Here is a 25,725-nt window from a genome sequence, read left to right on the forward strand (position 1 = left end):
TGAGTTCGATGAGAAAAATCTAATCTAATCACTCACTTCTGATGTGCCGGGATGGTAGGCAAAGCCCGTCCCGGATACTGTGAAACATCGCACGCTTTGTTACAAAAATATGACAAAAAAATTCCATATTGAGCATAAAATCACATAATACGAGCAAATAATGCTCGAATGTGCTCGAAATCAAACAAACCATAAGCTTTGTATGGCTAAATGGCGTTAAACGAAAGTAGAGGGATCGAATGATGGCCGAAATCCGTGAGTGTGATGTCATCGTCATTGGCGGTGGCGCAACGGGCGCAGGGATAGCGAGAGACTGTGCACTTCGCGGTCTGCAGGTGACGCTGATTGAACGTCACGATATCGCCACCGGTGCGACCGGGCGTAACCATGGGCTACTGCACAGCGGCGCCCGTTACGCGGTGACCGATAGTGAATCAGCGCGGGAGTGCATCAGCGAAAACCGGATCCTGCGCCGTATCGCCCGCCACTGTATTGAGCCCACCAACGGGCTGTTTATTACCCTCCCCGAGGACGACCTCACATGGCAGAAAACTTTCATCAACGCCTGCCAGCAGGCCGGCATTGATACCCGCCAGCTGTCGCCGGAAGACGCACGACGCATGGAACCCACCGTCAATCCGGCCCTGCTCGGCGCCGTGCAGGTACCCGACGGCACTATCGACCCCTTTCGCCTGTGCGCCGCCAACATGCTGGATGCCCGAGAACACGGGGCCACCATTCTGACCGGCTGCGAAATTACCGGGCTTGTCCGCCATGGCCCGCGCGTTTGCGGCGTGACCTACTACGACACCCAACAGCGTGAAAGCCGCACGCTGCACGCCCGTGTCGTCGTCAATGCCGCCGGGATCTGGGGGCAGCGGATCGCCGAATATGCCGATCTGCGGGTGGCGATGTTTCCAGCCAAGGGATCGCTACTGATCCTCGACCACCGTATTAACCGCCAGGTTATCAACCGCTGCCGCCAGCCCGCCGATGCCGATATTCTGGTGCCCGGGGATACCATTTCGCTGATTGGCACCACCTCGGTGCATATCGACGACCATGAGATTGATGACAACCGGGTCACCGCGGCCGAAGTCGACATTCTGCTGCGCGAAGGCGAAAAACTGGCCCCTGTCCTCGGTCGTACCCGGGTGCTGCGCGCCTACTCCGGCGTTCGTCCCCTGGTGGCGAGTGATAATGACCCGACGGGGCGCAGCGTCAGCCGCGGCATTGTGCTGCTCGATCACGCTGCCCGCGACGGCATGGAGGGGTTTATCACCATCACCGGCGGCAAGCTGATGACCTATCGCCTGATGGCGGAGTGGGCGACGGATGCGGTATGCCGCAAGCTCGACCACCAGGTTGCCTGCACCACCGCCGAGGCCCCGCTCCCCGGCTCCGCGGAAGCGCCGGAGGTAACGGTGAAGAAAATCATCTCGCTCCCCGCGCCGCTGCGCGGCTCCGCCCTCTATCGCCATGGCGACCGCACGCCGGCCTGGCTGGGCGCTACCCGCCAGCACCGTAGCCTGATCTGCGAATGCGAAATGGTCACCGCCGGCGAAGTGCAGTACGCCGTCGAAAATTTAGCAGTCAATAGCCTGCTCGATTTACGCCGCCGCACGCGTATCGGCATGGGCACCTGTCAGGGAGAGCTGTGCGCCTGCCGGGCCGCCGGGCTGTTGCAACGGTTCAATATCACCACCCCGGCACAGTCGTTGACCCAGCTTTCTGAATTTTTAAACGAACGTTGGAAAGGCGTGCAGCCGGTTGCCTGGGGCGATGCGCTACGGGAAAGCGAATTCACCCGCTGGGTCTACCTCGGGCTGTGCGGGCTGCAACAGGAGCATCAGGATGAAATTTGATTGCGTGATTATCGGCGGCGGGCTGGCCGGGCTGCTCTGTGGACTGGCCCTCAATCAATACGGCCAGCGATGCCTGATCGTCAGCCGCGGCCAGAGTGCTCTGCACTTTTCTTCCGCATCGCTGGATTTGCTCAGCGCCCTTCCCGATGGCGAGCCCGTGAGCGATGTGGCCCACGGCATTGCCCGTCTGGCCGAACAGCTTCCCGGACATCCTTACGCTCGCCTCGGTGCAGAGCAGGTGATGGCTTGTGCCGCCCGGACCGAAGCGCTGCTGGCCACCAGCGGTATTGCGATGCAGGGAGAAGCACGCCAGCCGCATTTGCGCGTGACGCCGCTGGGCACCCTGCGCCCGGCGTGGCTCTCTCCGCTAGAGGTACCGGTAGCACCGCTGCCCACAGGCCGCGTGGGAGTGGTAGGAATAGAAGGATTCGCCGATTTCCAGCCGCACCTGGCCGCCGCGTCGCTTAACCAGCAGGGAGTGAACGCCACTGCCGCGGAGGTAGCCTTAACGATGCTGGATGTTCTGCGCGATAGCCCCAGCGAATTTCGCGCCGTCAACATCGCGAGGGTGCTCGATGACGAGCGCCACTGGCCGGCGTTGCTGGCCGCATTACGCCCGCTGGCACAGTGCCACGAGCTGCTGATCCTGCCCGCCTGCTTTGGCCTGAAAGATGCCGGGCTGTATCGCTGGCTACAGGAACAACTTCCCTGCCCGCTACGCCTGCTGCCCACCCTGCCGCCCTCGGTGCCGGGTATGCGTCTGCACAATCAGCTGCAGCGCCGTTTTATTGCCACCGGCGGTACCTGGCTGGCGGGAGACGAGGTCACACGCATCAGCCATCAGGCCGGGCAGGTCACCGCCGTCTGGACGCGTCAGCACGGCGATGTGTCGCTGCGCCCGCGCTACGCGGTGCTGGCCAGCGGCAGTTTCTTCAGCAATGGCTTAATCGCCGACAAAACGCAGGTCCGGGAGCCGATTCTCGGCCTCGATATGCAGCAGATCGCCGGACGTGAGAACTGGTATCAGCGCGATTTCTTCGCCTCTCAACCCTGGCAACGCTTCGGTCTGATCACCGACGCGATGCTGCGTCCGCAACTCGACGGCCAGCCGCTGCACAATCTGTTTGCTATTGGCTCACTGCTCGGCGGCTTCGACCCGATTCAACTAGGGTGCGGCGGCGGAGTGTGTGCGGTGACCGCGCTGCACGTCGCCCGACAGATTCACGAGCTCGCTGGAGGCACAGCATGAACGATACCCGCTTTGAGAGCTGCATCAAATGTACGGTTTGTACCACCAGCTGTCCGGTCAGCCGGGTCAATCCCCGTTATCCTGGCCCGAAGCAGGCGGGGCCGGATGGCGAGCGTCTGCGGCTGAAAGACGGCGCACTGTATGACGAGGCCTTAAAATATTGTATTAACTGCAAACGCTGCGAAGTCGCCTGCCCTTCGGATGTCAAGATTGGCGATATTATCCAGCGCGCCCGCGCCCGGTACAGCCAGCAAAAACCGTCGCTGCGCGATGCGATCCTCAGCCATACTGACCTGATGGGCACCCTTTCCACACCGTTTGCCCCGCTGGTCAACGCCACCACCGGGCTCAAACCGGTTCGCCGATTACTGGATGCTGCGCTAAAAATAGACCACCGCCGCTCGCTGCCAAAATATGGCTTTGGCACGTTTCGCCGCGCCTACCGCCAGCAGGCGCAGAAACAGGCACAGTTCAGTGAACAGGTCGCGTTCTTTCACGGCTGCTACGTCAACTACAACCATCCGCAGCTCGGGCTCGATCTGCTTCGCGTCCTGAACGCCATGGGCACCGGGGTGCAGCTGCTGAACCGCGAGAAGTGCTGCGGAGTGCCGCTCATCGCCAACGGTTTTATAGACAAAGCCCGTCGACAAGCACTCAGCAACGTTGCCGCCATCCGCGAAAAATCACTGCCGGTTATCGCTACCTCATCAACCTGCACGTTCACCCTGCGCGATGAGTACCCGCACCTGCTGGACGTTGATAACCACGACGTTCGCGATCGGGTTGAGCTGGCTACCCGCTGGATCTGGCGCCAGCTTGATGCCGGACGCTCCCTGCCGCTGCGCTCGCTGCCGCTGAAGGTGGTCTACCACACCCCGTGTCATATGGAAAAGATGGGCTGGTCGCTGTATACCCTGGAACTGTTACGCCAGATCCCCGGGCTACAGCTGGAGGTCCTCGAGTCGCAGTGCTGCGGGATCGCCGGCACCTACGGATTTAAGTCAGAAAACTACGACGCGTCGCAGGCCATCGGTGCCCCGCTGTTCCAGCAGATTGAACAGAGCGGCGCCGACCTGGTGATCACCGATTGTGAAACCTGCAAATGGCAGATCGAGATGTCCACCAGCAAACGCTGTGAACATCCGATTACGTTACTGGCGCAGGCGCTGGACGCGCCTGCGTGAGGGAGGGTTACTCGACGAACAGCGTCTCCACGACGTTGATCCAGCCATGCTCAGCGGCAACCGGCAGACCGTTCAACCAGCGGCGCAGCATATTCAGGGCCATCATCGCGCACACTTCCTGGCGAACCGGCACGCTGTAACGAGTGGCGCTGAATTTAACCCGTAACGCATGGGTGCCGTCCGGCGTCGAGAGGACAATATTCAGGTGATCGGCCTCCTGGCCACCGATTGCCAGCGCCAGGCCGGCGAAATGGTTCACCCGGCGCTCTGCCGTCCAGCGGGCAGACTGTGCCAGCGACTCATCCTGCGACGGCACCACTTCGCTAGCCAGCAGCGGCGCATTAGCCCGTGAAAGCTGCAGCGCCAGTAAACCACCGGTAAACTGCTCACTCAGGGTCAGGCTGAGCTGACGCTCCTGCAAACAGCGCGCGATTTGTGCCGGAAGCCCTTCCGTCCCCTCGAAAATCATGCTCTCCCCGGCGACCTTTTTCACTTCCGGCCACAGCGCCAGCATCGCTTCGCGCTGTGCTGCCGGGCCGGTCAGCTTCAGTTCGATGATCGGCATCGACGAGCGATAGCCCATCACCACCCCTTCAGGCAACGTCAGCGGATTGAGGCTTTGCGCCAGCTCGCTTTCCGAACGCCCGAAGGTGGTCAGACGCAGGCACAATGGGGGTTCAGTGAGAGCAAACCGGCTGCGCAGTCGCGGTAAGATTTCCTGTTCGACCATCACTTTGAATTCCGACGGCACGCCGGGGGTGAAAAACATCAGACAGCGGTTGAGCTGTACGGCAAAACCACAGGCCGTACCAACCGGGTTGTTGATCATCTCGGCGCTGGCAGGGATCTCCGCCTGCTTGCGGTTGCTGTCGACCATCGGGCGCCCGCGTTCGGCAAAGAAGCGCGTCATCGTCTCCAGCCATCCGGCGTGCAGAATCAGCCCTTCCCCTTTTGCGGTAGCCGCCGCCAGCGCGCTCAGGTCATCGCTGGTCGGCCCGAGGCCGCCATTGACGATCAGCACATCCGCCTGTTCACTTCGTTCGCGCAACACCGCAACCAGCGCATCGAGATCGTCCCCGACGGTGTTACGGCGCGTTAATGGTAATCCCTGATTGAAAAAAAAGTCAGCCAGCCACGCGGCGTTGGTGTCGACAATTTGTCCGTGCAACACTTCATCGCCGGTAGAGAGCATTTCCACATTTATCATTTTTGTACTCCTTGCCTGCCAGAAGGAACACTATAGCGTAAGGTGCAGCGGAGTAGACAGGAATACGGCGCGGAAGAAACCGCGCCGGGGTGAAAATCAGAAGCTGGCGCTGACGCCGACATACGGGCCATCGGCAATGGTATTGTCTTTGTTGCCGTCTTTGCCTTCGAGGGTCAGGTAGCGATAACCGGCGGTGATGCTCAGCGGACGCATGACGGTCCAGCTCCCACCAACGTTAGCTTCCTGATAGCTCTGGATGCCGCTGGAGAGCGAGTCCGGGGAGTAGTAGTAATCGCCGAACAGACGGAAGCTGTCGCCAATCTTCCACTGCAGACCACCACCAACCGCCGCTGCATAGCCTTCATCGCCGCTCTTCGGATTGGTATAAACCCCTTTACCGCCAACCGTTGCCAGGAATGGCCCCAGCGGGATGTTCAGACCGAGGCCCAGTCCAGCCGCATCGCCATCGTTATCGCTATGCATCCAGTTGCCGGTCACTGCCAGACCTGCGGATTCAGTACCGAAACCGACGCCGAGGTTGGTGAAATGCTCACCGGCTTCTCCGGTCACGCTGATCGCATGTGCCGCAGTTGAAACGAACATCACGCCAGCCAGACCTAATAAAACGCGCTTTTTCATTTTTTACTCTATCCAGTAAACAAGAATCAAAAAAAGTCCCAAAAACCGCAGAATTGTACTGCCGATCGCAAAGGAATCAATCCACTAAAACAACCTTTACCATTGTGATTGTAACCAGTTGCTTCCGCCTGGATGGCCAACAGGGTCGCAATGAGGCTTGCGATTTAAGCAAGCGGCTCGCACACTGCTCCTTCAGGTCATTTTTCTGGCCATTTACTCAAGGAGACTGCCATGCGCCAAAGAACTATCGTCTGCCCGTTGATCCAACATGAAGGACACTACCTGTTGTGCAAAATGGCGGACGATCGCGGCGTATTTCCCGGTCAATGGGCGCTGTCCGGCGGCGGCGTGGAGCCAGGTGAACGTATCGAAGAGGCGCTGCGCCGGGAGGTCCGCGAAGAGCTGGGAGAAGCCCTTCAGCTGGAGAGCATTACCCCGTGGACCTTCAGCGACGACATCCGGGTGAAAACCTTTGCCGATGGCCATCAGGAAGAGATTTATATGATCTATCTGATTTTTGACTGCATCAGCGCCAATCGCGACGTCACCATCAACGAGGAGTTCCAGGAATACGCGTGGGTTAAGCCGCAGGATTTGCCTTTGTATGATCTGAACGTCGCCACCCGCAAAACCTTAACCTTAAAAGGGCTACTCTGATCGCATCGGCGCCGCGCGCAGAAAACGCAGGCTGACTTTCAACCCGCCCAGCGTTTCGCTGCGCTGCAGCTGCGGATGGCTGCGGTGCAGGCGCGCGATATCATTGACCAGCGCCAGCCCGATGCCGGCGCCAGGGTTATCGCCAACGTTCTCCAGGCGATGAAACGGCAGCAGCGCCTGTTCAACCTGGCTGTCGTCAATCCCCGGGCCGCTATCTTCGATGGCCATCACCACGCTATTTCCCTCCTCACGCAGGCTCAAGGTCACCGTGCCATTGGCGGGAGTATAGCGAATAGCGTTATCGAGCAGGTTCGCGCACAGCTCGCCGAGCAGGACGCTATCGCCCTCAATCAGCAACGCCCCCTGTTCCCCCTCGTAACCGAGATCGATGTGTTTGCTTCTCGCCTGCGGGATCCGCGAAAAACAGCTGTTTTGCGCAATCTCATGCAGATCGACGACCGCAAAAGCCCGCTCCCCCTGCTCTTTGCGTTTTACGCTCGCCAGCTGTAACAGCCGCTCCGTCAACAGGATCGTGCCATCCAGCGTGGTGCGCATGGCCTGCAAACTTTCGCGCCACAGCCGCGGATCATCGCTGGCTAAGGCGACGGACGCCTGGGTTTTTAAGACCGCCAGCGGAGTCTTGAGCTGATGAGAAGCGTCGGCGCTGAACCGCTCCTGGCGTGAAATCATCACCCTCAGGCGGTCAATGTAGCGGTTGAAGGCCACGATCAGCAGACGGGTTTCTGACCACGGCAGCAGCTCCGGCAGCGGCGTCAGCAATCCAGGTTCACGGCGTACCATCAGCGCCGACAGCTGACGCATCGGGCGCAGCACCCGCCGCAGCAGCCAGCCGGTCAACACCAGGGTCAACAGCACCAGCAGCCCCTGCGATACCCACGAGGAGAACAGCAGCTGTCCGGCCAGCCATCGCCGCGACTGCAACGTCTCTGCGATGTAGATTTCCGCCATCCCGACGATCCCGCCTTCGTTCACCGGCTGTAGCAGACGCGCCACCCGTATCGCCTGACCGCGATACTCGGTGTGATAAAACCAGGCTAAGGCCGGATAGAGTTGAGTGCGCGACGTGGAGGGCGGCATGGCGGGCAAATCGTCAAACCCGGAAATCACCTTCCCCTGCGGATCGACCACCTTGTAGTACAGACGATCGTTCATGTTGAGCTCGAAGCTGTCCAGCACCACCCATGGCACGTTGACCTCCAGCTTGCCATGGCGCACCACCAGCCGCTCGGCCACGGTGCGGGCGGAAGAGAGTAAGGTCCGGTCGTAGGCCTGCGTCGCCGCCTGCAACGCGCTGACGTAACTGTTAAAGGCGGAAAGTGCCCATAAGAGAATCAGCGGCAGCCCCAAAAACAGCAACAGCTGGGCAAACAGCGATTGTGGTTTATGCCACTTCATTCCCGCACTCCAGCACATACCCCAGGCCACGCAGGGTGGTGATCCGCACGTTGCTGTCCTGCAGTTTTTTACGCAAACGGTGAATATAGAGTTCAATACTTTCAGGGCTGACTTCGTCGTTGAGGCTGAAGACCTGTTCAAACAGTTGCTGACGTGAGACGGGTCGCAGGCGGCGAAACATCAGCACCGTCAGCAACGCCTGCTCGCGGGGCGTCAGCGACAGCATCTCGCTGCGCAGCAAAAAATAGCCCTCGTCGCGATACTCCAGCTCGCCGAGCTGCTGAACTTCATGCACCTGCCCTTCGCTGCGCCGCAGCAACGCCCGCAGTCGCGCGTCCAGCTCCTCCAGTTCGAAGGGTTTCGGCAGATAATCATCGGCGCCGACGTTCAGCCCTTTCACCCGATCCGCCACGGCGCTGCGGGCGGTCAGCAGCAGCACCGGCAACGTCTGCCCGCGTTTGCGCAGCCGCTGAACCACCTCCAGACCATCCAGCCCCGGCATGCCGATATCCAGCACCGCCAGCGCGTACTTTTCACTTTGCAGCAGATGGTCTGCCGCCCGGCCATCAAAAACGCAGTCCACGGCAAACCCGCCCTGCACTAACGCTTTTTCCAGCCAGTGGGCCAGCTCGTGGTTATCCTCGGCTAATAAGAGGCGCATTTTTAACATATCTCCATGTTTGTATTGAAATAAACGCTATTTCAATGCCATTTCTTTCCTGCTGCCGATCCGCAGACTTACCCGCAATACACGGTTAGCGGAACGAGCAGAAAATTGAGCATGTCAAAATGCAACAGACTTGCAACATTTGCCCGACGTAATTGCAAGCGGCCTAACACAAAACCGCGCTACTGCCCCGCCCCTCGGTGCGCTGCAGCCAGCATCTGTTTCTCCATCGCGAGCGTCAGGAAGGTCAGCGTCGCGCCGGACGTGAATTTCTGGCTGACCTCGCCGGCGATCCCCTGCTCGACCGCCAGGTCATCGACCAGGTTGAGCTTCATCTGAGGCGCTCCTTCGGCAAAATTCAGCTTCTCAAGGTCGACCCAGACAATGTTCGGGCGGGTAGTGGACTCGAAAACAAAGCGTTTTCTGGTCAGATCAATCACCGTCTGCCACAGGGTCTGAGAGGCGTCGGGTTTGCCGGGATCCGGGATACGAAACGGCTGCGCCGCATTACGAATGACGCTGAACATCGCCGCGATGGCCTGTACCTGGGTCTGCGGCTGGCTCAGCCGGCCCACATAGTAACTGGCGCGGGCAAAGCGGTCGCTCGCCAGCGTAGAACCCGGAAGCGGCTTATCGCCACCCAGCCCGTCAATCGTTTTGACCAGTTCAAGCTGGCGGTCGTAGGTCGGCGAGTTGGTCATCACGCGGTACTCCGGGCTGTGATAGACGGTAGCCTTCCCGCCGCTGTACTCGATAATGCATGAATCCCCGGTGGCATCGTCGAGCGCAAGGTGGATAGCTGGCGGATGCCCGCCGGTGGGGTCAGCCAGCTGCACCACCTGAACACCGGAGGCATCGATCCAGGCGACGGCATCGGCCACCGTGGTGAAATTGTCGAGGAAGTACTGCAGCCACACCGCCTGACTCAGCTGTGTGCGTGTCGGATCGGCGATTCCGTAGTCAGATTCCGCCAGCCATAACACATGCCCGGCCAGCCCCTGCTCATTCACCCCATCGACCGAGATCATGTCAAACGCGGTCGCCACCAGGCTGCCATATTTCGAGGTCCACTTCAGCGTACCCTGAACACCGTCGTCACGAGAGATCCCACGAGGTTGCGTCCATAAATTGGTCAGCAGATCTTTATGAAAATCCATATTACGCCCAACAATCACTGCACCATTGGCGTCTGGCCAGATAACCCGTGTGCACATTGTCTTCTCCTCTGTTCATTTGGTATGTCGAACGTTGCGTCTTGCTACCTGTCTCGCCTACGTCACCAGCGCGGTTCAGTAGATCGTAATCCACGGGAAAACGCGACGCCAGATTATTGTGGTGCAGGTCGCTAAAATACACACGAATATTGTCTTCCTGACGCGTTAGACGATAGATGAATAACATCACCCACGCTACTTCTGACCGCAACTTACAATATAAACCAGCATGTACCCATAGCTGTAACATTAATAATAAAACCCTCATTAAATATTTAAAAACAGAAATAAACATGATAAGAAAAGCCATATTATACCTATCAGCCGAATGTATTAAATTAACCTTAGCGTATTATTAACGACGGAGAAATCATGATTTAGATCACGATACCCCCACAGTCATTCATATAATGAATTCTGAAAATTCCACACTATCAATGGACTAATAGCATGGGAAATATTTTACTATTAACAGTAGCCGCTGCGCTCCTTGCCACCTCCGTTTATTGCTTATTTTCGTACCTGAAAGATATCAGAAAGCATAAACATGCTTTTATTAAAAAACGACGCTGAGTACTAATATGATTGCATGACCCCACTCATTAATCTGACATTAATATTCACTGGTTCACTTTCTCGCTTTTTCACGTCATACCGTTAAATAACGGGGCCAACGCTGGCACCGTTATTTTTCACGCCGCACGTCACCCTGGGCACATCAATGACCACGTCATCCCCCTTCCGGTCATTCAATTTGGAGAGGTCTATCACATCCTGCAAAGTTGCGCCGCCATTGAAAGGGAAATGAAAGGTTTTTGATTTAACAATTGCGCAACCAAGTCACTCGATATTGATTCACATAACCACTATAAACAGACCCTGCACCCGATTGAGGAAGCTTATGAACAGACCACTCCTGCGCCATCTTAGCGCGCTTGCGTTATGCCTCTGTACCGCTTCAGCCTGGGCGGTTGAAGCACCGTCTCGTACCGAATGTATTGCTCCCGCCAAACCGGGCGGCGGCTTTGACCTGACCTGCAAGTTGATTCAGGTCAGCCTGATGGAAACCGGCACCATCAAAAAACCGATGCGCGTCACCTACATGCCCGGCGGCGTTGGCGCGGTGGCCTATAACGCGATTGTCGCACAGCGTCCTGGCGAACCGGGCACCGTGGTGGCCTTCTCCGGCGGTTCATTACTCAACCTTTCGCAAGGCAAATTTGGCCGCTATGGCGTCGATGATGTGCGCTGGCTGGCCAGCGTTGGTACCGACTACGGCATGATTGCCGTACGCGCTGACTCACCGTGGAAAGATTTACCGTCGTTTCTCGCCGCCATGGAGAAAAACCCTGCCAGTATCGTCATCGGCGCCGGTGCTTCTATCGGCAGCCAGGACTGGATGAAAGCCGCGCTGATGGCGCAAAAGGCCAATGTCGATCCCCACAAAATGCGCTACGTCGCGTTTGAAGGCGGCGGTGAGCCAGTGACCGCTCTGCTGGGCAATCACGTGCAGGCAGTGTCGGGTGACCTGAGCGAAATGGTGCCGTACCTGCAGGGCAATAAAATTCGCGTCCTGGCAGTCTTCTCTAACGAGCGCTTACCCGGCGCACTCGCCAATGTCCCGACCGCCAAAGAACAGGGTTACGACCTGGTGTGGCCGATTATCCGCGGCTTTTACGTCGGCCCGAAAGTCAGCGATGCCGACTACCAATGGTGGGTCGATGAGTTCGCGAAGCTCCAGCAGACCGAAGCATTCAAAAAGCAGCGTGAGCTGCGCGGCCTGTTTGAATTCAACATGAACGGCAAAGAGCTTGATAGTTACGTGAAGAAGCAGGTCAACGACTATCGTGAACAGGCCAAAGCCTTCGGCCTGGCGAAATAATCTACGGGGGTTGCCATGAGCGATCGTATTTTTGCCGGGATCTGGCTGCTGCTATGTACAGGCGGGATGTTCATTGCCTGGCAGATTCACAGTGAGTACTCCTATGAACCCGTTGGTCCCCGCCCATTCCCGGTGGGGATTATCGGCCTGATGTTGCTCTGCTCGGTGCTGCTGCTGTTGCGCCGTCCGGATGTGGTGGCATGGCCCGGACGTCTGGTGTTACAGCGTCTGTTGACCATGGTGGTGGTGTTGATGCTCTACGCGTGGGGCTTTGAATGGCTCGGTTTTCCCCTTGCCACCGCGCTATTAACCGCCGTTATCGGCCTGCTGTTTGGCGCTACGCTACCCGCCGCCGCCGTTGCCGGCGCGGTGATGGGTATCGCCTTATGGTACGCCTTTGACACCCTGCTTGATGTCACCCTGCCGCTTGGCGTCTGGTTAAGTTAACGGAGAAGTTTATGGATACCTGGATTTATCTTTCGCAGGGCTTCGCCGTGGCGATGACGCCAACGAACCTGATGATTGCCCTGATCGGCTGTTTCGTGGGGACCATTGTCGGCCTGTTGCCAGGGCTGGGGCCGATTAACGGCGTGGCGATCCTGCTGCCGCTGGCGTTTGCCTTACACCTGCCTGCCGAATCCGCCCTGATCCTGCTGGCCACGGTCTATATTGGCTGTGAGTATGGTGGACGGATCTCGTCAATCCTGCTCAATGTGCCCGGCGACGCCGCCGCGATTATGACCGCGCTGGACGGCTATCCGATGGCGCAGCAAGGGCGCGGTGGCGTGGCGCTGTCAATCTCGGCGGTCAGCTCGTTCGTCGGCTCGTTAATCGCCATTGGCGGCATCATTTTGTTCGCGCCGGTGCTGGCCCAGTGGTCGCTGGCATTTGGCCCGGCAGAGTACTTTGCCTTGATGGTGTTCGCCATCGCCTGCCTGGGCAGCATGATGGCGCAGAACCCGCTGAAGTCGTTCCTCGCCGCGTTAATTGGCTTAGGCCTGGCGACGGTGGGCGTGGATGCCAATACCGGCGTCTACCGTTTCACCTTCGACAGCGTTCACCTCTCCGATGGTGTGCAGTTTATCGTGGTGGTCATCGGGCTGTTCTCCGTATCAGAGATCCTGCTGATGCTGGAAAGCACCAGCGGCGGCCAGACGCTGGTACGTAAAACCGGGCGCATGCTGTTTAACGCCAAAGAAGCCGGTCAGTGCGTCGGGGCGACGCTGCGTTCCTCGGTCGTGGGCTTCTTCGTCGGCATCCTGCCCGGCGCCGGGGCGACGATTGCCAGCGCCATCACCTATATGACCGAGAAAAAGCTCAGCGGTAACAGCGACAACTTCGGCAAGGGAGATATTCGTGGCGTCGCGGCCCCTGAAGCGGCCAACAACGCCTCCGCCTGCGGCTCCTTTATCCCGATGCTGACCCTCGGGGTTCCCGGTTCCGGCACCACGGCGGTCATGATGGGCGCGCTGACGCTGTATAACATCACGCCGGGTCCGGCGATGTTTACCGAACAGCCGGATATCGTCTGGGGATTGATCGCGGCGCTGCTGATCGCCAACGTGATGCTGCTGATCATGAACATTCCGCTGATTGGCCTGTTTACCCGGATGCTGACGATCCCGCTGTGGTTCCTGGTGCCGGCGATTGCCGCGGTATCTGCCGTCGGGGTCTACGCCGTTCACAGCACCACCTTCGACTTACTGCTGATGGTCGGACTGGGCGTGCTCGGTTACATCCTGCGTAAGATGCATTTCCCGATGTCCCCGCTGATTTTAGGTTTTGTGCTGGGCGAAATGCTCGAGCAAAACCTGCGCCGCGCGCTGTCCATCAGCAACGGCAACCTCGGAATTTTGTGGGGAAGCGGCGTCACCAAAACCCTGCTGTTCCTCGCCATTACCGTGATTATCGTTCCCCCGGTGCTGCGCTATTTACGCAAGCAGCGCCAGCGTCGTGCCGAGGCGAATCAGGCCTGATCGGGTTCACGCCCAGCGGTATTAACCCAATCACGTAACGCCCGGCGGGAGATTTTAATCCCGCCGGTTTTTAACGATTCCGGCAGAGTCAGCCAACGTACCGGCTGCTGAAAACGCGCCAGCTTATCCTGGGACCAGGCCGCCAGCGCGGCCATATCGCACCCGGCATCGCACTCCACCACCGCGACCGGTCGCTGACCAAACTCAGGGTCATCCAGCGGCACAATAAATACCTGCTGCACCTGCGGATGGGCAACGATCGTCCGCTCCACTTCTTCAGGCTGAATACCTTCGCCGGCGCTGAAAAAGAGATTATCCATGCGCCCCAGAATAGTCAGCCTGCCGTTATGCAGCTCGCCGCGGTCGCGGGTGGCAAACCATCCGGCATCGTTGAGCAGCGGCAGCATCTCGCCGTCACGCCAGTAGCCGGTGGCCAGGCTGTCGCCACGCAGCCACACTTCACCATCAACGATTTTCAGCGCCCGGCCGGGCAACGGTTGACCGACATCAGGCGCACCGTCAGCCTCTTTGCCACACACCGTCGAGGCAAACTCGGTCAGGCCGTAGCCGCACCAGCAGCGGATCCCACGGGCGCGGGCCTCGGTGGTCAACGCCACCGGGATCGCCGCGCCGCCCAGCAGCACCGCTTTCAGGGACACCTCGGCTTCGTTCTTGAGCAACCGCCACAGCTGCGTCGGCACCAACGAGGCGTGGCTGCAGCCCTGCAGCGCCTGCTCCAGCGGCTGTTTCTCCGCTACCGTCAGACGGGCCCCCGCCAACAGCCAGCGCCAGACAATGCCCTGGCCGGAAACGTGAAACAACGGAAGCGACAGCAGCCAGTCGTCGTCCGCCGCCAGCGGGATCATCGCCAGCACGCCCTGCGCGCTGGCAAGGTGTGCGTGATAGGTATGTACCGCCGCCTTCGGCAATCCGGTAGAGCCGGAGGTCAGCGTCATCGACGCCAGCCGTTCTTCTCGCCACGGTAGCGCGTACTCCCCTGCCGCGCGTTGCAGCGCCAAAGACGGATAACCACACGCCATCGGCTCGCCGTTCAGCACCAGCGCGTGGCGGAGGTTCAGAGACGGCAATAGCGCCGCAAGCAGCGAAGCGGGCAACTGAGGGTTGAGGGGCAACACCCGGGCGCCGCACTGGAGCAGCGCCAGCCACGCCAGCACGATAGCTGGCTGATTGTAGGCCCGCAACAGCACCCCATCGCCTTCTCTCACCCCCTGTTCGCGAAACCCCAATGCCAGCGCATCGATCTCGGTGCACAGCTGACGCCAGCTCAGGATATGGTGGTGTAAACGTAGCGCCGGCGCGTCACCACGCAGCTGGCGCCAGTGCCGCCACGGCCAGTCGCTAAAGGTCACAGCAACGGCTCCAGTTCGTCCAGGCCCAGGCAAGGCAGCGGGCTGTCCGGCCAGCGGCGAATTAACTGGGCGCGCATCAACGCCAGGGTGTCGAGGCCGGGGATGGTCTGCGGCGTAAGCCAGGCGGCAATCCGCGCCAGCTGCGTCAGCCCGAGGCTCGACTCGATCGATGAACTGATCACCGCCGTTAGCCCCAGCGCGTGGGCGGCCGCTACCTGCTCCTGCACCTTTTGCAGGCTTCCGGTCAGCGTGGGTTTGATCACCAGTGCACGTACCCCTGGCTCCGCCTCAAAACGAAAATCGGCTTCACGCAGGCTTTCATCCCAGGCAATGGCAATGCCGGTTTCGGCGGCAAAAGCTCGCGAGTCATCGCGGGTTTTACAGGGCTCTTCGAGGAAAGCGATACGCTGGCGATAGTCTGGGTTGACGTATTTCGCGAACTGCTGCGCTTTCAGCGGCGTCCAGGCGCGGTTGGCGTCGAGACGCAGCGTCAGCTCAGGGATCGCTTCCAGCAGCAGGTTCACGACCATGCCGTCGCGGACCGCCTCATACAGCCCTACTTTGACCTTCGCCACTTTTTCGCCGGGCAGGCTCGCCAGCCTGGCGAACAGCTCATCCGGGTCACCGCTACACAGCGGCACCGCACGATAATCGGCCGACGTCGGCAGCGCATCGTTCAGCTCCGCCAGCGCACAGCTGACGCCGAAAGCTACCGACGGCAGCGACGGCCCGGCGATCTTATCGCCCTGCCGCCAGGCTTGCGCCCACGTCAGCAGCGCAGATTCCGCCGCTTCCAGCGACTCATAACTAAACCCCGGCAGCGGCGCAATTTCACCCCAGCCCGTACGTTCACCCTCCTGCAGACGAATAAACAGCCCATCGCGAGTTTTTAACCGCCGTTCGCGCAGCACCACACCCGCGTCCATCGGTACCTGCCAGCGGTAAACCTGCGCCTGACGCATTATGGATTCCGTTTAAATTTGCTGAAGTCCGGCTGGCGCTTCTGATTAAAAGCGTTGCGCCCTTCCTGACCTTCTTCAGTCATGTAGAACAGCATGGTGGCATTGCCCGCCAGCTCCTGCAGACCCGCCTGACCGTCGCAGTCGGCGTTCAGGGCCGCCTTCAGACAACGCAGCGCCATCGGGCTGTTTTGCAGCATTTCACGGCACCAGCGGACGGTCTCTTTTTCGAGATCCGCCAGCGGAACCACGGTGTTGACCAGCCCCATGTCCAGCGCCTGCTGAGCGTCGTACTGACGGCACAGGAACCAGATTTCCCGCGCTTTTTTCTGCCCGACGATCCGCGCCATATAGGATGCCCCCCAGCCGCCGTCGAACGAGCCGACCTTCGGGCCGGTCTGACCGAAAATGGCGTTCTCTGCGGCAATCGTCAGGTCACACATCATGTGCAGCACGTGGCCGCCGCCGATGGAGAAACCGGCGACCATCGCCACGATCGGTTTCGGGCAGGTACGGATTTGGCGCTGGAAGTCGAGCACGTTGAGGTGATGCACCCCGGAGTCGTCCTGGTAGCCGCCGTAGTCGCCACGCACTTTCTGGTCGCCACCGGCGCAAAACGCTTTGTCGCCTTCGCCGGTCAGGATAATGACGCCAATATTGTCGTCATAGCGGGCGTCAGATAGGGCATGAATCATCTCTTTCACCGTCAACGGACGGAACGCGTTGCGCACCTCGGGGCGGTTGATGGTGATTTTGGCAATCCCGTCCGCTGATTTCTGATAGCGAATGTCGGTGTAGCCTTCGGAGCAATCGTGCCATTCCACAGGGGCGTACAGCATGGCTTCATCAAGAGAGAGCATAGGATGTCCTTTGGTTAATTCGTTAATAGCTGCGCCAGACAGGCGGCAACTGCAGCGGGGTTTTCCCGATGCGCGTTATGTCCGGCATGATCGATAATATGTGTCGTTGCCCCCGTGTCACTCGCGAGGGCGCGAAATTTGGCGTCGTATTCGCCGCAAAGATAATGAAAAGCGTAGCGTCGGGCGTGCAGAGCGGCACGCAGGTCCGGCTGCACGGCCAGAGACGTGGCCTCCAGCATTGCGGCAAGATTTACACCGCTGTTGTGGCTACGCAGCGTCACCAGCGCCTGGCGCTGCGTAGCGCTCAGAGAGGCGAACACCGGCTGTTGATACCAGTCGGCAAAGACCTCGGCTAGCGGTTGCTGGCGAAAACGCGCAGCCCAGGCGCAGTCGGCCTGATAGCGCTGGCGGCGTTGGTGGTCATCCTGTAGTCCGGGATGACCGCCCTCGACCACCAGCCCTTGCAGCCCGTGCCGCGGCTGGCTGGCAAAAACCATGGCGATACGCCCGCCCAGCGAGTAGCCAATCAGCCAGTAATCCTGCACCTGATGGTGCGCGAGGGTTTGCTCTAACTGCTGGCAGACATCAGCAAAACCGCTGACCGCCACCTCCCGCGAGCCGCCATGGCCCGGCAGATCAAGATACAGCCGGGGCCAACTCTCGAACCGTTGGCCCACCGTTTGCCACTCCCGGCAGTCGCCGGAAAAACCGTGCAAAAAGACCAGCCAGGGATAACCCGCCTGGCCTTGTTGGCACACGGCATGCAGCGTCACAGGCGGCTGACCTGCGCCAGCAGCGCTTGCAACGTCTGTGTCCCCTGGGTTTCTTCCACCACCAGCTCGACAACCGTAGCACCTGGCTGGCGCCACGCGCTGGCCAGCACCGTTTCCAGCGCTTCCCAGCTTGTCGGACGATGATAATTCAGGCCAAACATCGCCGCCGCGTGGTCGAAATTCACCTCCTGCGGCATCAGATAAAACTGGCGTCGTTCATCCTGCGGCGTCGGTAACAGAGAAAAAATCTGCCCGCCGTTGTTGTTAACCACCATCAGCACCAGCGGCGCTGAGGCCTGGCGCAGCAGCGCCAGTGAGTTCAGATCGTAGAGCGCCGAGAGATCGCCGACGATCGCAAGCAGAGGGCGGGCGCTGGCCCGCTGGACACCCGCAGCCGTCGCCAGCAGGCCATCGATACCGCTGGCCCCGCGATTGCTATAGACCGGATAGCCTGCCGGAAGCTGCGACAGCGCATCAATCAGGCGCACCACCAGGCTGTTACCAACAAACAGTTGCCCCTGCTCCGGAAGGTAGCGCGCGATGCGGTGGGCCAGCTGGGCTTCACCAAAGGTCTCGCTATCGTCAGCTGCGGCCTGCCAGGCCTGGCGGGAGAGCGTCGGAATGATCGTTGCCCACGGCTGGCGGCTTTCTGCCGGATGGAGATCCAGCCACCGATCCACCGTGCACACCAGACGGCGGCCACGGTGATGAGCCGGATCCAGTCGTCCGGGCAGATTATCCACCACCCAGTATTCGTCGGGTTCACAAGCCGCCTGCCACTGCAGCAGCCGTTTGCCGGTCAGGCTGCTGCCCAGTTGGACCACGATTTGCGCCTGCTGCAGTTCGCTCACCGCATTGCCGTTCCCCAACCACAGATCGGCGCAGGGCAATGGCTGCCCGGTTTGCGACAGTACGTCACCAATCAACGGCCAGCCGAGGGTTTTGGCCCACGCCGCCACTTTCACACCTTCGCTGGCGCTCATGCGACCGGCGACGACCACGCCGCGCTTTTGCCGCCAGAAAAACCAGTCGCGTTGTTTCTCGCTTTCCAGCTGCAGCGCCTGTCGCAGCCAGGGTTTATCGCTCTGCCACCAGCTACCAAGCTGCTGCTGCCACGCCACGCCGGTCTCGTCCATATCACCGTACAGCGGTTCAGCGAACGGACAGTTGATATGGACACCGCCGGCGTGCAGTTCACCCAGCGCCTGGTCAATCGTCGATACCAGCCAGCGGGCAGGAATATCCTGCGACGGGCGCGGCAGCGATAGCGTCTGCGACGGATGGGAAGCAAACATGCCCGGTTGGCGAATGGCCTGGTTGGCACCGCAGTCAATCAGCTCCGGAGGACGGTCAGCGGTCAGTAAAATCAGTTTTTCACCGGTCAGCCCGGCTTCAATCAGCGCCGGGTAGAGATTGGCCGTCGCCGTGCCGGAGGTGACAATCACCGCCACCGGCTGACGGCTGGCTTTTGCCAGTCCCAGCGCCAGATGACCCAGCCCGCGCTCATCGAAATGGGTGTGGGGGATCAATGCGCGATTGGCCGCCGCGGCCAGGGTTAAAGGTGTCGAGCGCGAACCAGGCGCAATGCAGATATGCTGCACGCCGTGGCGGGTTAATGCTTCGAGGATCACCGCCGCCCAGCGTCGGTTGAATGCGCTTACTGACATGAAATTGTCCGGTATCAAATATTGAGGATAAGTATAGGTAATACAAAGCAATGGAGTATTGATATGGGTCGTTTATCTACGTTTTTGTCAGTAATAACGAACGCAGTCCTGCTGCCTTATTCTCGATTTCCTGCCACTCCTGCTGCGGATCGGAGCCGCTGACAATCCCGGCACCGGCATACAACCTGAGGGTGGCGTTGTCGACCTGCGCTGAACGCAGGGCCACGCAGAATTCGCTTTGCGCCCGCGACAGATAGCCTGCGGAGCCGGCGTACCATTGACGCCTGAAAGGTTCATGACGGGTAAGAAAATCCAGCGCCGCCCGGCGCGGTAATCCGGCGACAGCAGCGGTTGGCTGCAGCTGATGCAGACAGCGGGCATCGTCAGGTTGCTGCAGCTCGCCCCAGATGCAGCGGCGCAGATGCTGTACATTGCGCAGACGTATCACCTGCGGCGGCAGGACATCCAGCGAGCGCACCTCATCCTGCATTCGCTGGCAGATGTCCTCCACCACCAGCATATTTTCACGCTGGTTTTTATCATCTTTCATTAACCAGTCGGCCAACCCTTGCGCCTGCCGATCGTCGGCATGGCTGGCCACGGTCCCGGCCAGAGCTTCGGTGCGCAGCTGCGTCCCGCGCCGACGCCACAGCCGTTCCGGCGTGGAACCAAAGAAAGCCTGCTGAGCGTTGAACGCCATCATGAAATGAAAACAGTGGTGATTGCTGCGTCGGCTGGCGGCAACAACCGCCAGCGGATCGACCGGGGCGGCAAACTGCAAATCCGTGGCGCGTGCCAGCACGACTTTCGCCAGCTCTCCGGCAGCTATCGCCTCGGTTGCCTGGCTAATCAGCGCACGCCACTGAGGATAATCCGGGAAATGCTGTTCGTGGAGCACCGCGGGGAGCGTCGCGGGTGAAGCCTGAGTGGGGGTTAAGGTGGTAAGAAAGTCGCGGGCCACGCGGGCCTCTTCGTGTAATGAGACATCGCTCCACAACAGCAGGCGCAGGGTCGCTTTGCCTGCCACCCGTAGCCACTCCAGCCGCGGCAGAAACAGGCTGCCCTCCTGCGGATTGAACGCATTCAGTCCGCAAATACGCAGATCCTCAGGCGCCTGCTCCTGCAAAAACCGATGAGCCTGGCTCAGCGAGGTAAAGGTTTTTACCGCCCCAATGGCGGCCAGCTCTTCATCGCCCGAGCGCTGCTGCCAGTAAAATTGCGGCCACTGCGCCTGATGACCGCACCACAGTAGCGGGTCAAAGGCATCATCGAGTGGGAAAGGAAAAGTAAAAATTCGCATGCCGGGTGACGTCGGGAAATCGTCGCTCAGACAGTCACGTAAGCGTTCCAGCGCAGCGGACACAGACAGCACGCAAACCTCCACAGAATAAAAACCACATATTATACGGGGTCCTAGCCTGAAATTGCAGTACCCATAATGAGGGAGCGGCTTTTACGCCGGGCGGCGCTGCCAGCAAAGCTGGCAGGCTGAAGGTGAAAAAGTATAGATTCTTTAAGTCATTACGCGAATGTCGTTTACCCGGCGCTGGCTTCGCGGGCCATACCAATATGGGGAATACCGTCTTCGTCGTACACTTCTGTCACCGGCTGAAAACCGAAGCTGGCATAGAAATTCTGCAGGTGTGCCTGGGCGCCGAGGTAGATCGCTTTTTGCGGCCAGTGCTGCTGGCAGCTCGCCACAGCCCGCTGCATCAACTGATTGCCCAGCTTCTCCCCGCGCGCCGCCGAACTGACGATGACCCGGCCAATCACGACTGGCTCAAATTCCTCGTCGCTTTTCAGGATCCGTGCGTAAGCCACCAGTTCATCCCCCCGCCAGGCGAGAAGATGGCGGTTTTCGCCGACCAGATCGTCCCCGTCAACATCCAGATAGGGACAGGTTTGTTCAACGACAAACACCTCGCAACGCAGCTTCAGCAAGGCGTACAGCTGTGGAACGGTCAACTCTGCGTGGTGAAGATCCTGCCATGTAATCATCAACTGCTCCTGTATACTTGAGTTTTTCACCCGGCCCTGAGGACACTGGACGATGGAATTAACATTTTTGGGGACATCCGCAGGCGTGCCGACCCGTACGCGTAATATGACGTCTATCGTGTTGAATTTGCAACAACCAACGGCGGCGGAGATGTGGCTGTTCGACTGTGGAGAAGGGACCCAGCATCAGTTTCTCGACACCCCGTTTCATCCTGGAAAACTGAACAAGATTTTTATCACCCACCTGCACGGCGATCACCTGTTCGGCCTGCCTGGCCTGCTGTGCAGCCGTTCAATGCAGGGCAATTCGCTGCCGCTGACGCTGTACGGGCCGACGGGGCTGAAGGAGTTTGTCGAAACCGCCCTGCGCTTGAGCGGCTCGTGGACCGATTACCCTTTAACGATTGTCGAAGTGGGGCCCGGTCTGGTGTTTGATGAAGGGGGATATCGGGTCAGCGCCTTTGCGCTGAATCACCCGGTGGAATGCTACGGCTACCGCATCGAAGAGCATGCCAGACCCGGCACGCTGGATGCCGCACGCCTGGTGGCCGATGGCGTCCAGCCGGGGCCATTATTCCAGCGCCTGAAACAGGGAGAGACCGTTGAGCTGGAAGACGGACGGCTGATTGACGGCAGCCAGTATCTCGGCCCGGCGACGCCCGGCAAGAAGCTGGCGATTTTTGGCGATACCGCGCCCTGCGACGCCGCGCTGGATCTGGCGCGTGACGTTGATTTGATGGTGCATGAAACGACGCTGGAGCAGGCGATGGCGGAAAAGGCCAATAGCCGCGGGCATTCCTCGAGCCAGCAGGCGGCGGCGCTGGCGCGCGATGCCGGGGTGCGTATGTTTATCGCCACCCACTTCAGTTCGCGCTATGACGCCGAGGGCTGCCAGCGTCTGCTGGCCGAGTGTCGGGAACTGTTTCCCCGCACCCTGCTGGCCGAAGATTTTATGGTCTACAGCCTGTAACCAGGCAAAAAAAATGCCTGTCAGTATCGCGACTGACAGGCATGATTTCAGGGCCGGTGGAATGCCCCGGCCATAGGGATTACATCAGCGGAGTTGCCAACTGCACCAGGCTAATCAGCGGCTGCGGCCACACGCCGAGCAGCAGAACCAGCAGCGCAGAAATCAGCACCACAATACCGCCCGCGCTGTACTGCCAGTTCGACGGCGCATCGCGGTTCAGTTTATCCGGCGCGCTCAGGTACAGGCTCACCGCCACACGCAGATAGTAGTAGAGGCCAATTGCCGAACCGAGCACCACCGCCCCGACCAGCCACCACAGATGCGCATGCACACCGACCGCCAGCACGTAGAACTTACCGATAAAGCCCAGCGTCATCGGGATACCCGCCAGCGACAGCATCATCACCGTCATCACCGCCGACAGAATCGGACGGTGCCAGAACAGGCCACGATAGGAGTACAGTGAATCGGCGTCCGGGCCACGATACGGGCTGGACATCAGGCTCACCACGCCGAACGCGCCGAGGCTGCTGAACAGATAACCGGCCATATAAACCCCGACCGCTTCCATCGACATTTCGCCGCTCTGCAGGGCGATCAGCGCCACCAGCAGATAGCCGAGATGCGAGATAGAAGAGTAACCCAGCAGACGTTTGATATTGGTCTGGCTCAGCGCCATCAGGTTACCGAAGAGGATAGAGGCGAAGGCGATCAGCCCCAGCACCACGCGTACCGCTTCGCTATTGCCTACCGGCATGTACAGGAACAGACGCATCACGACGCCAAAGATAGCAATCTTGCTGGCGGTCGCCAGGAAGGTTGATACCGGCGCAGGCGCCCCCTGATACACGTCTGGCGTCCACAGGTGGAACGGTACCAGCGACAGTTTAAAGCCAAGGCCAACGATCATCAGACCCAGACCCGCCAGCAACAGCGGTTCGTGCAGGGTGCTATCGGCCAGGCTTTTGCCCAACGCCAGGAACGACAGGTTGCCCGAGTTGGCATACACCAGCGCCATACCGAACAGCAGGAACGACGACGCTGCGGCAGACAAAATGGTGTATTTAATACTCGCTTCCAGCGACCGTTTCTGCCGGAAGGCGTAGCCGACAAGGCCGAACAGCGGCAGCGAAATCAGTTCAATACCGAGGAACAGCGCCGCCAGATGGTTGGCGCCGGCCAGCAGAATGCCGCCCAGCGCGGCGATTAACACCAGCAGGTAGAACTCTTCTCTGTTGTCCTTGTACCCTTCCAGCCACGGGTACGCGAAGGTACAGGTGGCCAGACTCGCCAGCAGCACCAGGCCGGTATAGAGCATGGCGTAACCGTCGACGCGGATCAGCGGCGTGACGTCCATCGCGCCGTTCTGACCCACGAACCAGAGCGAGATCAGCGCGGCGTTCAGGCCGAGAACCGACAGCGTGGCATTGAGAAAATGATTGCGTCGCCACGCAATGGAGAGCATCACAACCACCACCGTCAAGCCGACGATCAGCAGCGGTAGCAGTGCGATCAGTTGTTGTGGAGTTATTGTCATGGCGAATTACGGCCTTGTAGTAGAAACAGAATTAACAAACCACTGCTGAATGTTGCTCATCGCAGCATGTGAGGTGTCCAGAATCGGCTGCGGGAAGAAGCCCAGCAGCACCAGCAGAACCACCAACAGCAGAACAATCGACAGTTCACGCAGCGACATGCCCGGCAGATCCCGTGCCGCTATTTCACTCTTCGCTTTCCCGAAGTACGCCCGGTGCAGCATTGACAGCGAGTAGACAGAAGCGAATACCAGACCAAAGGTGGAGATCACGGTAATCACCGGCACCACTTTATAGCTGCCGAACAGAATCATAAATTCGCCGACGAAGTTACCGGTACCCGGCATCCCCAGCGTCGCCACCGCAAAGAACATCGACAGCGCTGGCAGCCATTTAATTTTGCTCCACAGGCCGCCCATCTGACGCATATCACGGGTGTGCAGGCGCTCGTACAGCTGGCCGCACAGGATGAACAGGCCCGCCGCGGACAGGCCGTGGGCAATCATCTGAATCACCGCGCCCTGGTACGCCAACTGGCTGCCGGTGTAGATAGCAATCAGCACGAAGCCCATGTGGGAGACCGAGGTGTAGGCAATCAGACGTTTGATATCGTACTGACAGAACGCCATCCACGCGCCGTAGAAAATCCCGATAACACCCAGCCACATCGCGATAGGGGCGAATTCAGCGGAGGCATTCGGGAACAGCGGTAAAGCGAAACGCAGCAGACCGTAGGCTGCGGTTTTCAGCAGGATCCCGGCGAGGTCAACGGAACCCGCGGTCGGTGCCTGAGAGTGTGCATCTGGCAGCCAGCCGTGCAGCGGCACAACCGGCATCTTCACCGCGAAGGCGATAAAGAAGCCCAGCATCAGCAGATATTCCACGCCGTGGGACATCGGAGTCTTCAGCAGCGCTTCGTAATCGAAGGTCCAGACGCCGGTGGCGTTGAAGTGCACAAATGCCAGCGCCAGGATGGCAATCAGCATCACCAGACCGCTCGCCTGGGTATAGATGAAGAACTTGGTAGCCGCCGTGATACGCGTTTTACCGTCGGAAGCCTTGTGGCCCCACAGCGCGATCAGGAAGTACATCGGTACCAGCATCATCTCCCAGAAGAAGAAGAACAGGAACAGGTCGATGGCAAGGAATACGCCGATAACGCCGCCCAGGATCCACATCAGGTTGAGGTGGAAGAAACCCTGATATTTTTCAATTTCGCGCCACGAGCACAGCACCGCCAGCACGCCAAGCAGACCGGTCAGCACCACCATCAGCAACGACAGGCCGTCGATAGCAAGGTGAATACTGATACCGAAGCGTGGGATCCACGGCATGACAAATTCTGACTGCCACTGCGGAATACCCGCGGATTGCGTCAGAGAATAGCCGCCCTGCATCCACAGCTGCAGGCCCAGTACAAGCGTCAATCCCATGGTGATCAGCGCGATCCAGCGCGGCATCTTCACGCCAAAGCGTTCGGTCTGCCAGCACAGGAAGCCGCCGATAAAGGGGATTAATATCAACCAAGGCAATAACATGGTGATTTTCATTCCTTATTTAAGTCCAGTTCAGGCTATCTTACTCGTCATCGCGAGCACAGCCGGTGCCCACTTTAACTTCGCCGATAACGCCTGTCC

General features: G+C 59.4%; 23 protein-coding genes. 9 read left to right on the plus strand and 14 right to left on the minus strand.

Annotated elements, in window-relative coordinates; translation table 11 throughout:
• The first annotated feature begins 242 nt into the window (after positions 1-242).
• The 3 genes from glpA to glpC are packed head-to-tail and all read left to right on the plus strand — an operon-like array spanning position 243 to position 4,298.
• Positions 243-1,865, plus strand: coding sequence for an anaerobic glycerol-3-phosphate dehydrogenase subunit A (gene glpA / locus ACMYSO_RS06885; RefSeq protein WP_434670762.1), 1,623 nt, complete (start codon positions 243-245; stop codon positions 1,863-1,865).
• Entirely contained in the window at positions 1,855-3,114 is a 1,260-nt protein-coding gene (glpB, locus tag ACMYSO_RS06890; RefSeq protein WP_434669908.1) for a glycerol-3-phosphate dehydrogenase subunit GlpB, read from the plus strand. The genes glpA and glpB overlap by 11 nt, the downstream gene beginning before the upstream one ends.
• Entirely contained in the window at positions 3,111-4,298 is a 1,188-nt protein-coding gene (glpC, locus tag ACMYSO_RS06895) for an anaerobic glycerol-3-phosphate dehydrogenase subunit GlpC (RefSeq protein ID WP_434669909.1), read from the plus strand. The genes glpB and glpC overlap by 4 nt, the downstream gene beginning before the upstream one ends.
• A 7-nt stretch (positions 4,299-4,305) precedes the next feature.
• On the opposite strand, the gene ACMYSO_RS06900 is transcribed toward glpC, so the two are convergent.
• Together ACMYSO_RS06900 and ACMYSO_RS06905 are read right to left on the minus strand one after the other, a co-directional pair.
• The gene (locus ACMYSO_RS06900; RefSeq protein ID WP_434669910.1) at positions 4,306-5,505 is read right to left on the minus strand and encodes a nicotinamide mononucleotide deamidase-related protein YfaY; all 1,200 of its coding nucleotides are present in this window, start codon (positions 5,503-5,505) and stop codon (positions 4,306-4,308) included.
• A 96-nt stretch (positions 5,506-5,601) separates the two neighbouring features.
• A complete protein-coding gene (locus ACMYSO_RS06905; protein ID WP_123755210.1) occupies positions 5,602-6,144 on the minus strand; it encodes a YfaZ family outer membrane protein in 543 nt (180 codons plus the stop codon).
• A 231-nt stretch (positions 6,145-6,375) separates the two neighbouring features.
• Between ACMYSO_RS06905 and nudI the strand changes: the two genes are divergently transcribed.
• Positions 6,376-6,801, plus strand: a complete 426-nt coding sequence (gene nudI / locus ACMYSO_RS06910) for a nucleoside triphosphatase NudI (RefSeq protein WP_434669911.1) — start codon at positions 6,376-6,378, stop codon at positions 6,799-6,801.
• On the opposite strand, the gene ACMYSO_RS06915 is transcribed toward nudI, so the two are convergent.
• The 3 genes from ACMYSO_RS06915 to ACMYSO_RS06925 all read right to left on the minus strand — a co-directional run bounded on the left by ACMYSO_RS06915 (position 6,793) and on the right by ACMYSO_RS06925 (position 10,098).
• A complete protein-coding gene (locus ACMYSO_RS06915) occupies positions 6,793-8,217 on the minus strand; it encodes a sensor histidine kinase (RefSeq protein WP_434669912.1) in 1,425 nt (474 codons plus the stop codon). The two genes, nudI and ACMYSO_RS06915, sit on opposite strands and share 9 nt — an antisense overlap.
• Positions 8,204-8,878: a transcriptional regulator TctD gene (tctD, locus tag ACMYSO_RS06920; RefSeq protein WP_434669913.1), complete on the minus strand. Its 675-nt coding sequence runs from the start codon at positions 8,876-8,878 to the stop codon at positions 8,204-8,206. The genes ACMYSO_RS06915 and tctD overlap by 14 nt, the downstream gene beginning before the upstream one ends.
• A 188-nt stretch (positions 8,879-9,066) precedes the next feature.
• Positions 9,067-10,098, minus strand: a complete 1,032-nt coding sequence (locus tag ACMYSO_RS06925; protein ID WP_434669914.1) for a linear amide C-N hydrolase — start codon at positions 10,096-10,098, stop codon at positions 9,067-9,069.
• Positions 10,099-10,548: 450 nt separating this feature from the next.
• Here ACMYSO_RS06925 and ACMYSO_RS06930 point away from each other — a divergent pair, with 450 nt between their 5' ends.
• The 4 genes from ACMYSO_RS06930 to ACMYSO_RS06945 all read left to right on the plus strand — a co-directional run bounded on the left by ACMYSO_RS06930 (position 10,549) and on the right by ACMYSO_RS06945 (position 13,956).
• The gene (locus tag ACMYSO_RS06930) at positions 10,549-10,671 is read left to right on the plus strand and encodes a small membrane protein (RefSeq protein ID WP_434669915.1); all 123 of its coding nucleotides are present in this window, start codon (positions 10,549-10,551) and stop codon (positions 10,669-10,671) included.
• 328 nt (positions 10,672-10,999) lie between these two features.
• The gene (locus ACMYSO_RS06935; protein ID WP_434669916.1) at positions 11,000-11,980 is read left to right on the plus strand and encodes a Bug family tripartite tricarboxylate transporter substrate binding protein; all 981 of its coding nucleotides are present in this window, start codon (positions 11,000-11,002) and stop codon (positions 11,978-11,980) included.
• Between the two features lie 15 nt (positions 11,981-11,995).
• Positions 11,996-12,427 (plus strand): tripartite tricarboxylate transporter TctB family protein, encoded by a 432-nt coding sequence (locus ACMYSO_RS06940; protein ID WP_434583774.1) that lies wholly within the window; start codon positions 11,996-11,998, stop codon positions 12,425-12,427.
• 11 nt (positions 12,428-12,438) lie between these two features.
• Entirely contained in the window at positions 12,439-13,956 is a 1,518-nt protein-coding gene (locus ACMYSO_RS06945; RefSeq protein WP_434669917.1) for a tripartite tricarboxylate transporter permease, read from the plus strand.
• Here ACMYSO_RS06945 and menE read toward each other — a convergent pair.
• The 7 genes from menE to ACMYSO_RS06980 form a co-directional block, all read right to left on the minus strand.
• Positions 13,947-15,326, minus strand: coding sequence for an o-succinylbenzoate--CoA ligase (menE, locus tag ACMYSO_RS06950; RefSeq protein ID WP_434669918.1), 1,380 nt, complete (start codon positions 15,324-15,326; stop codon positions 13,947-13,949). The two genes, ACMYSO_RS06945 and menE, sit on opposite strands and share 10 nt — an antisense overlap.
• Complete coding sequence (gene menC, locus ACMYSO_RS06955; RefSeq protein WP_434669920.1) at positions 15,323-16,288, minus strand: o-succinylbenzoate synthase; 966 nt, start codon at positions 16,286-16,288, stop codon at positions 15,323-15,325. Before menC ends, menE begins: the two co-directional genes overlap by 4 nt.
• Positions 16,288-17,145: a 1,4-dihydroxy-2-naphthoyl-CoA synthase gene (gene menB / locus ACMYSO_RS06960; protein ID WP_434669921.1), complete on the minus strand. Its 858-nt coding sequence runs from the start codon at positions 17,143-17,145 to the stop codon at positions 16,288-16,290. The genes menC and menB overlap by 1 nt, the downstream gene beginning before the upstream one ends.
• A gap of 14 nt (positions 17,146-17,159) precedes the next feature.
• Complete coding sequence (gene menH / locus ACMYSO_RS06965) at positions 17,160-17,918, minus strand: 2-succinyl-6-hydroxy-2,4-cyclohexadiene-1-carboxylate synthase (RefSeq protein ID WP_434669923.1); 759 nt, start codon at positions 17,916-17,918, stop codon at positions 17,160-17,162.
• On the minus strand, positions 17,915-19,585 hold the full coding sequence (gene menD, locus ACMYSO_RS06970) for a 2-succinyl-5-enolpyruvyl-6-hydroxy-3-cyclohexene-1-carboxylic-acid synthase (RefSeq protein ID WP_434669924.1): 1,671 nt from the start codon (positions 19,583-19,585) through the stop codon (positions 17,915-17,917). The genes menH and menD overlap by 4 nt, the downstream gene beginning before the upstream one ends.
• Positions 19,586-19,661: 76 nt before the next feature.
• The gene (gene menF, locus ACMYSO_RS06975) at positions 19,662-20,957 is read right to left on the minus strand and encodes an isochorismate synthase MenF (protein WP_434669926.1); all 1,296 of its coding nucleotides are present in this window, start codon (positions 20,955-20,957) and stop codon (positions 19,662-19,664) included.
• A 164-nt stretch (positions 20,958-21,121) separates the two neighbouring features.
• Positions 21,122-21,583, minus strand: a complete 462-nt coding sequence (locus ACMYSO_RS06980) for a GNAT family N-acetyltransferase (RefSeq protein WP_434669928.1) — start codon at positions 21,581-21,583, stop codon at positions 21,122-21,124.
• Between the two features lie 52 nt (positions 21,584-21,635).
• On the opposite strand from ACMYSO_RS06980, the gene rnz reads away from it, so the two are divergent.
• On the plus strand, positions 21,636-22,553 hold the full coding sequence (gene rnz, locus ACMYSO_RS06985; protein ID WP_434669930.1) for a ribonuclease Z: 918 nt from the start codon (positions 21,636-21,638) through the stop codon (positions 22,551-22,553).
• Between the two features lie 79 nt (positions 22,554-22,632).
• Here the strand turns inward: rnz and nuoN are convergent, their stop codons facing one another.
• The gene (gene nuoN, locus ACMYSO_RS06990; RefSeq protein ID WP_434669931.1) at positions 22,633-24,090 is read right to left on the minus strand and encodes an NADH-quinone oxidoreductase subunit NuoN; all 1,458 of its coding nucleotides are present in this window, start codon (positions 24,088-24,090) and stop codon (positions 22,633-22,635) included.
• Between the two features lie 6 nt (positions 24,091-24,096).
• The gene (gene nuoM, locus ACMYSO_RS06995) at positions 24,097-25,626 is read right to left on the minus strand and encodes an NADH-quinone oxidoreductase subunit M (RefSeq protein ID WP_123755226.1); all 1,530 of its coding nucleotides are present in this window, start codon (positions 25,624-25,626) and stop codon (positions 24,097-24,099) included.
• Positions 25,627-25,725: the final 99 nt, after the last annotated feature.

This window comes from Klebsiella sp. B345 (assembly GCF_051131735.1).
Taxonomy (GTDB): Bacteria; Pseudomonadota; Gammaproteobacteria; order Enterobacterales; family Enterobacteriaceae; genus Klebsiella.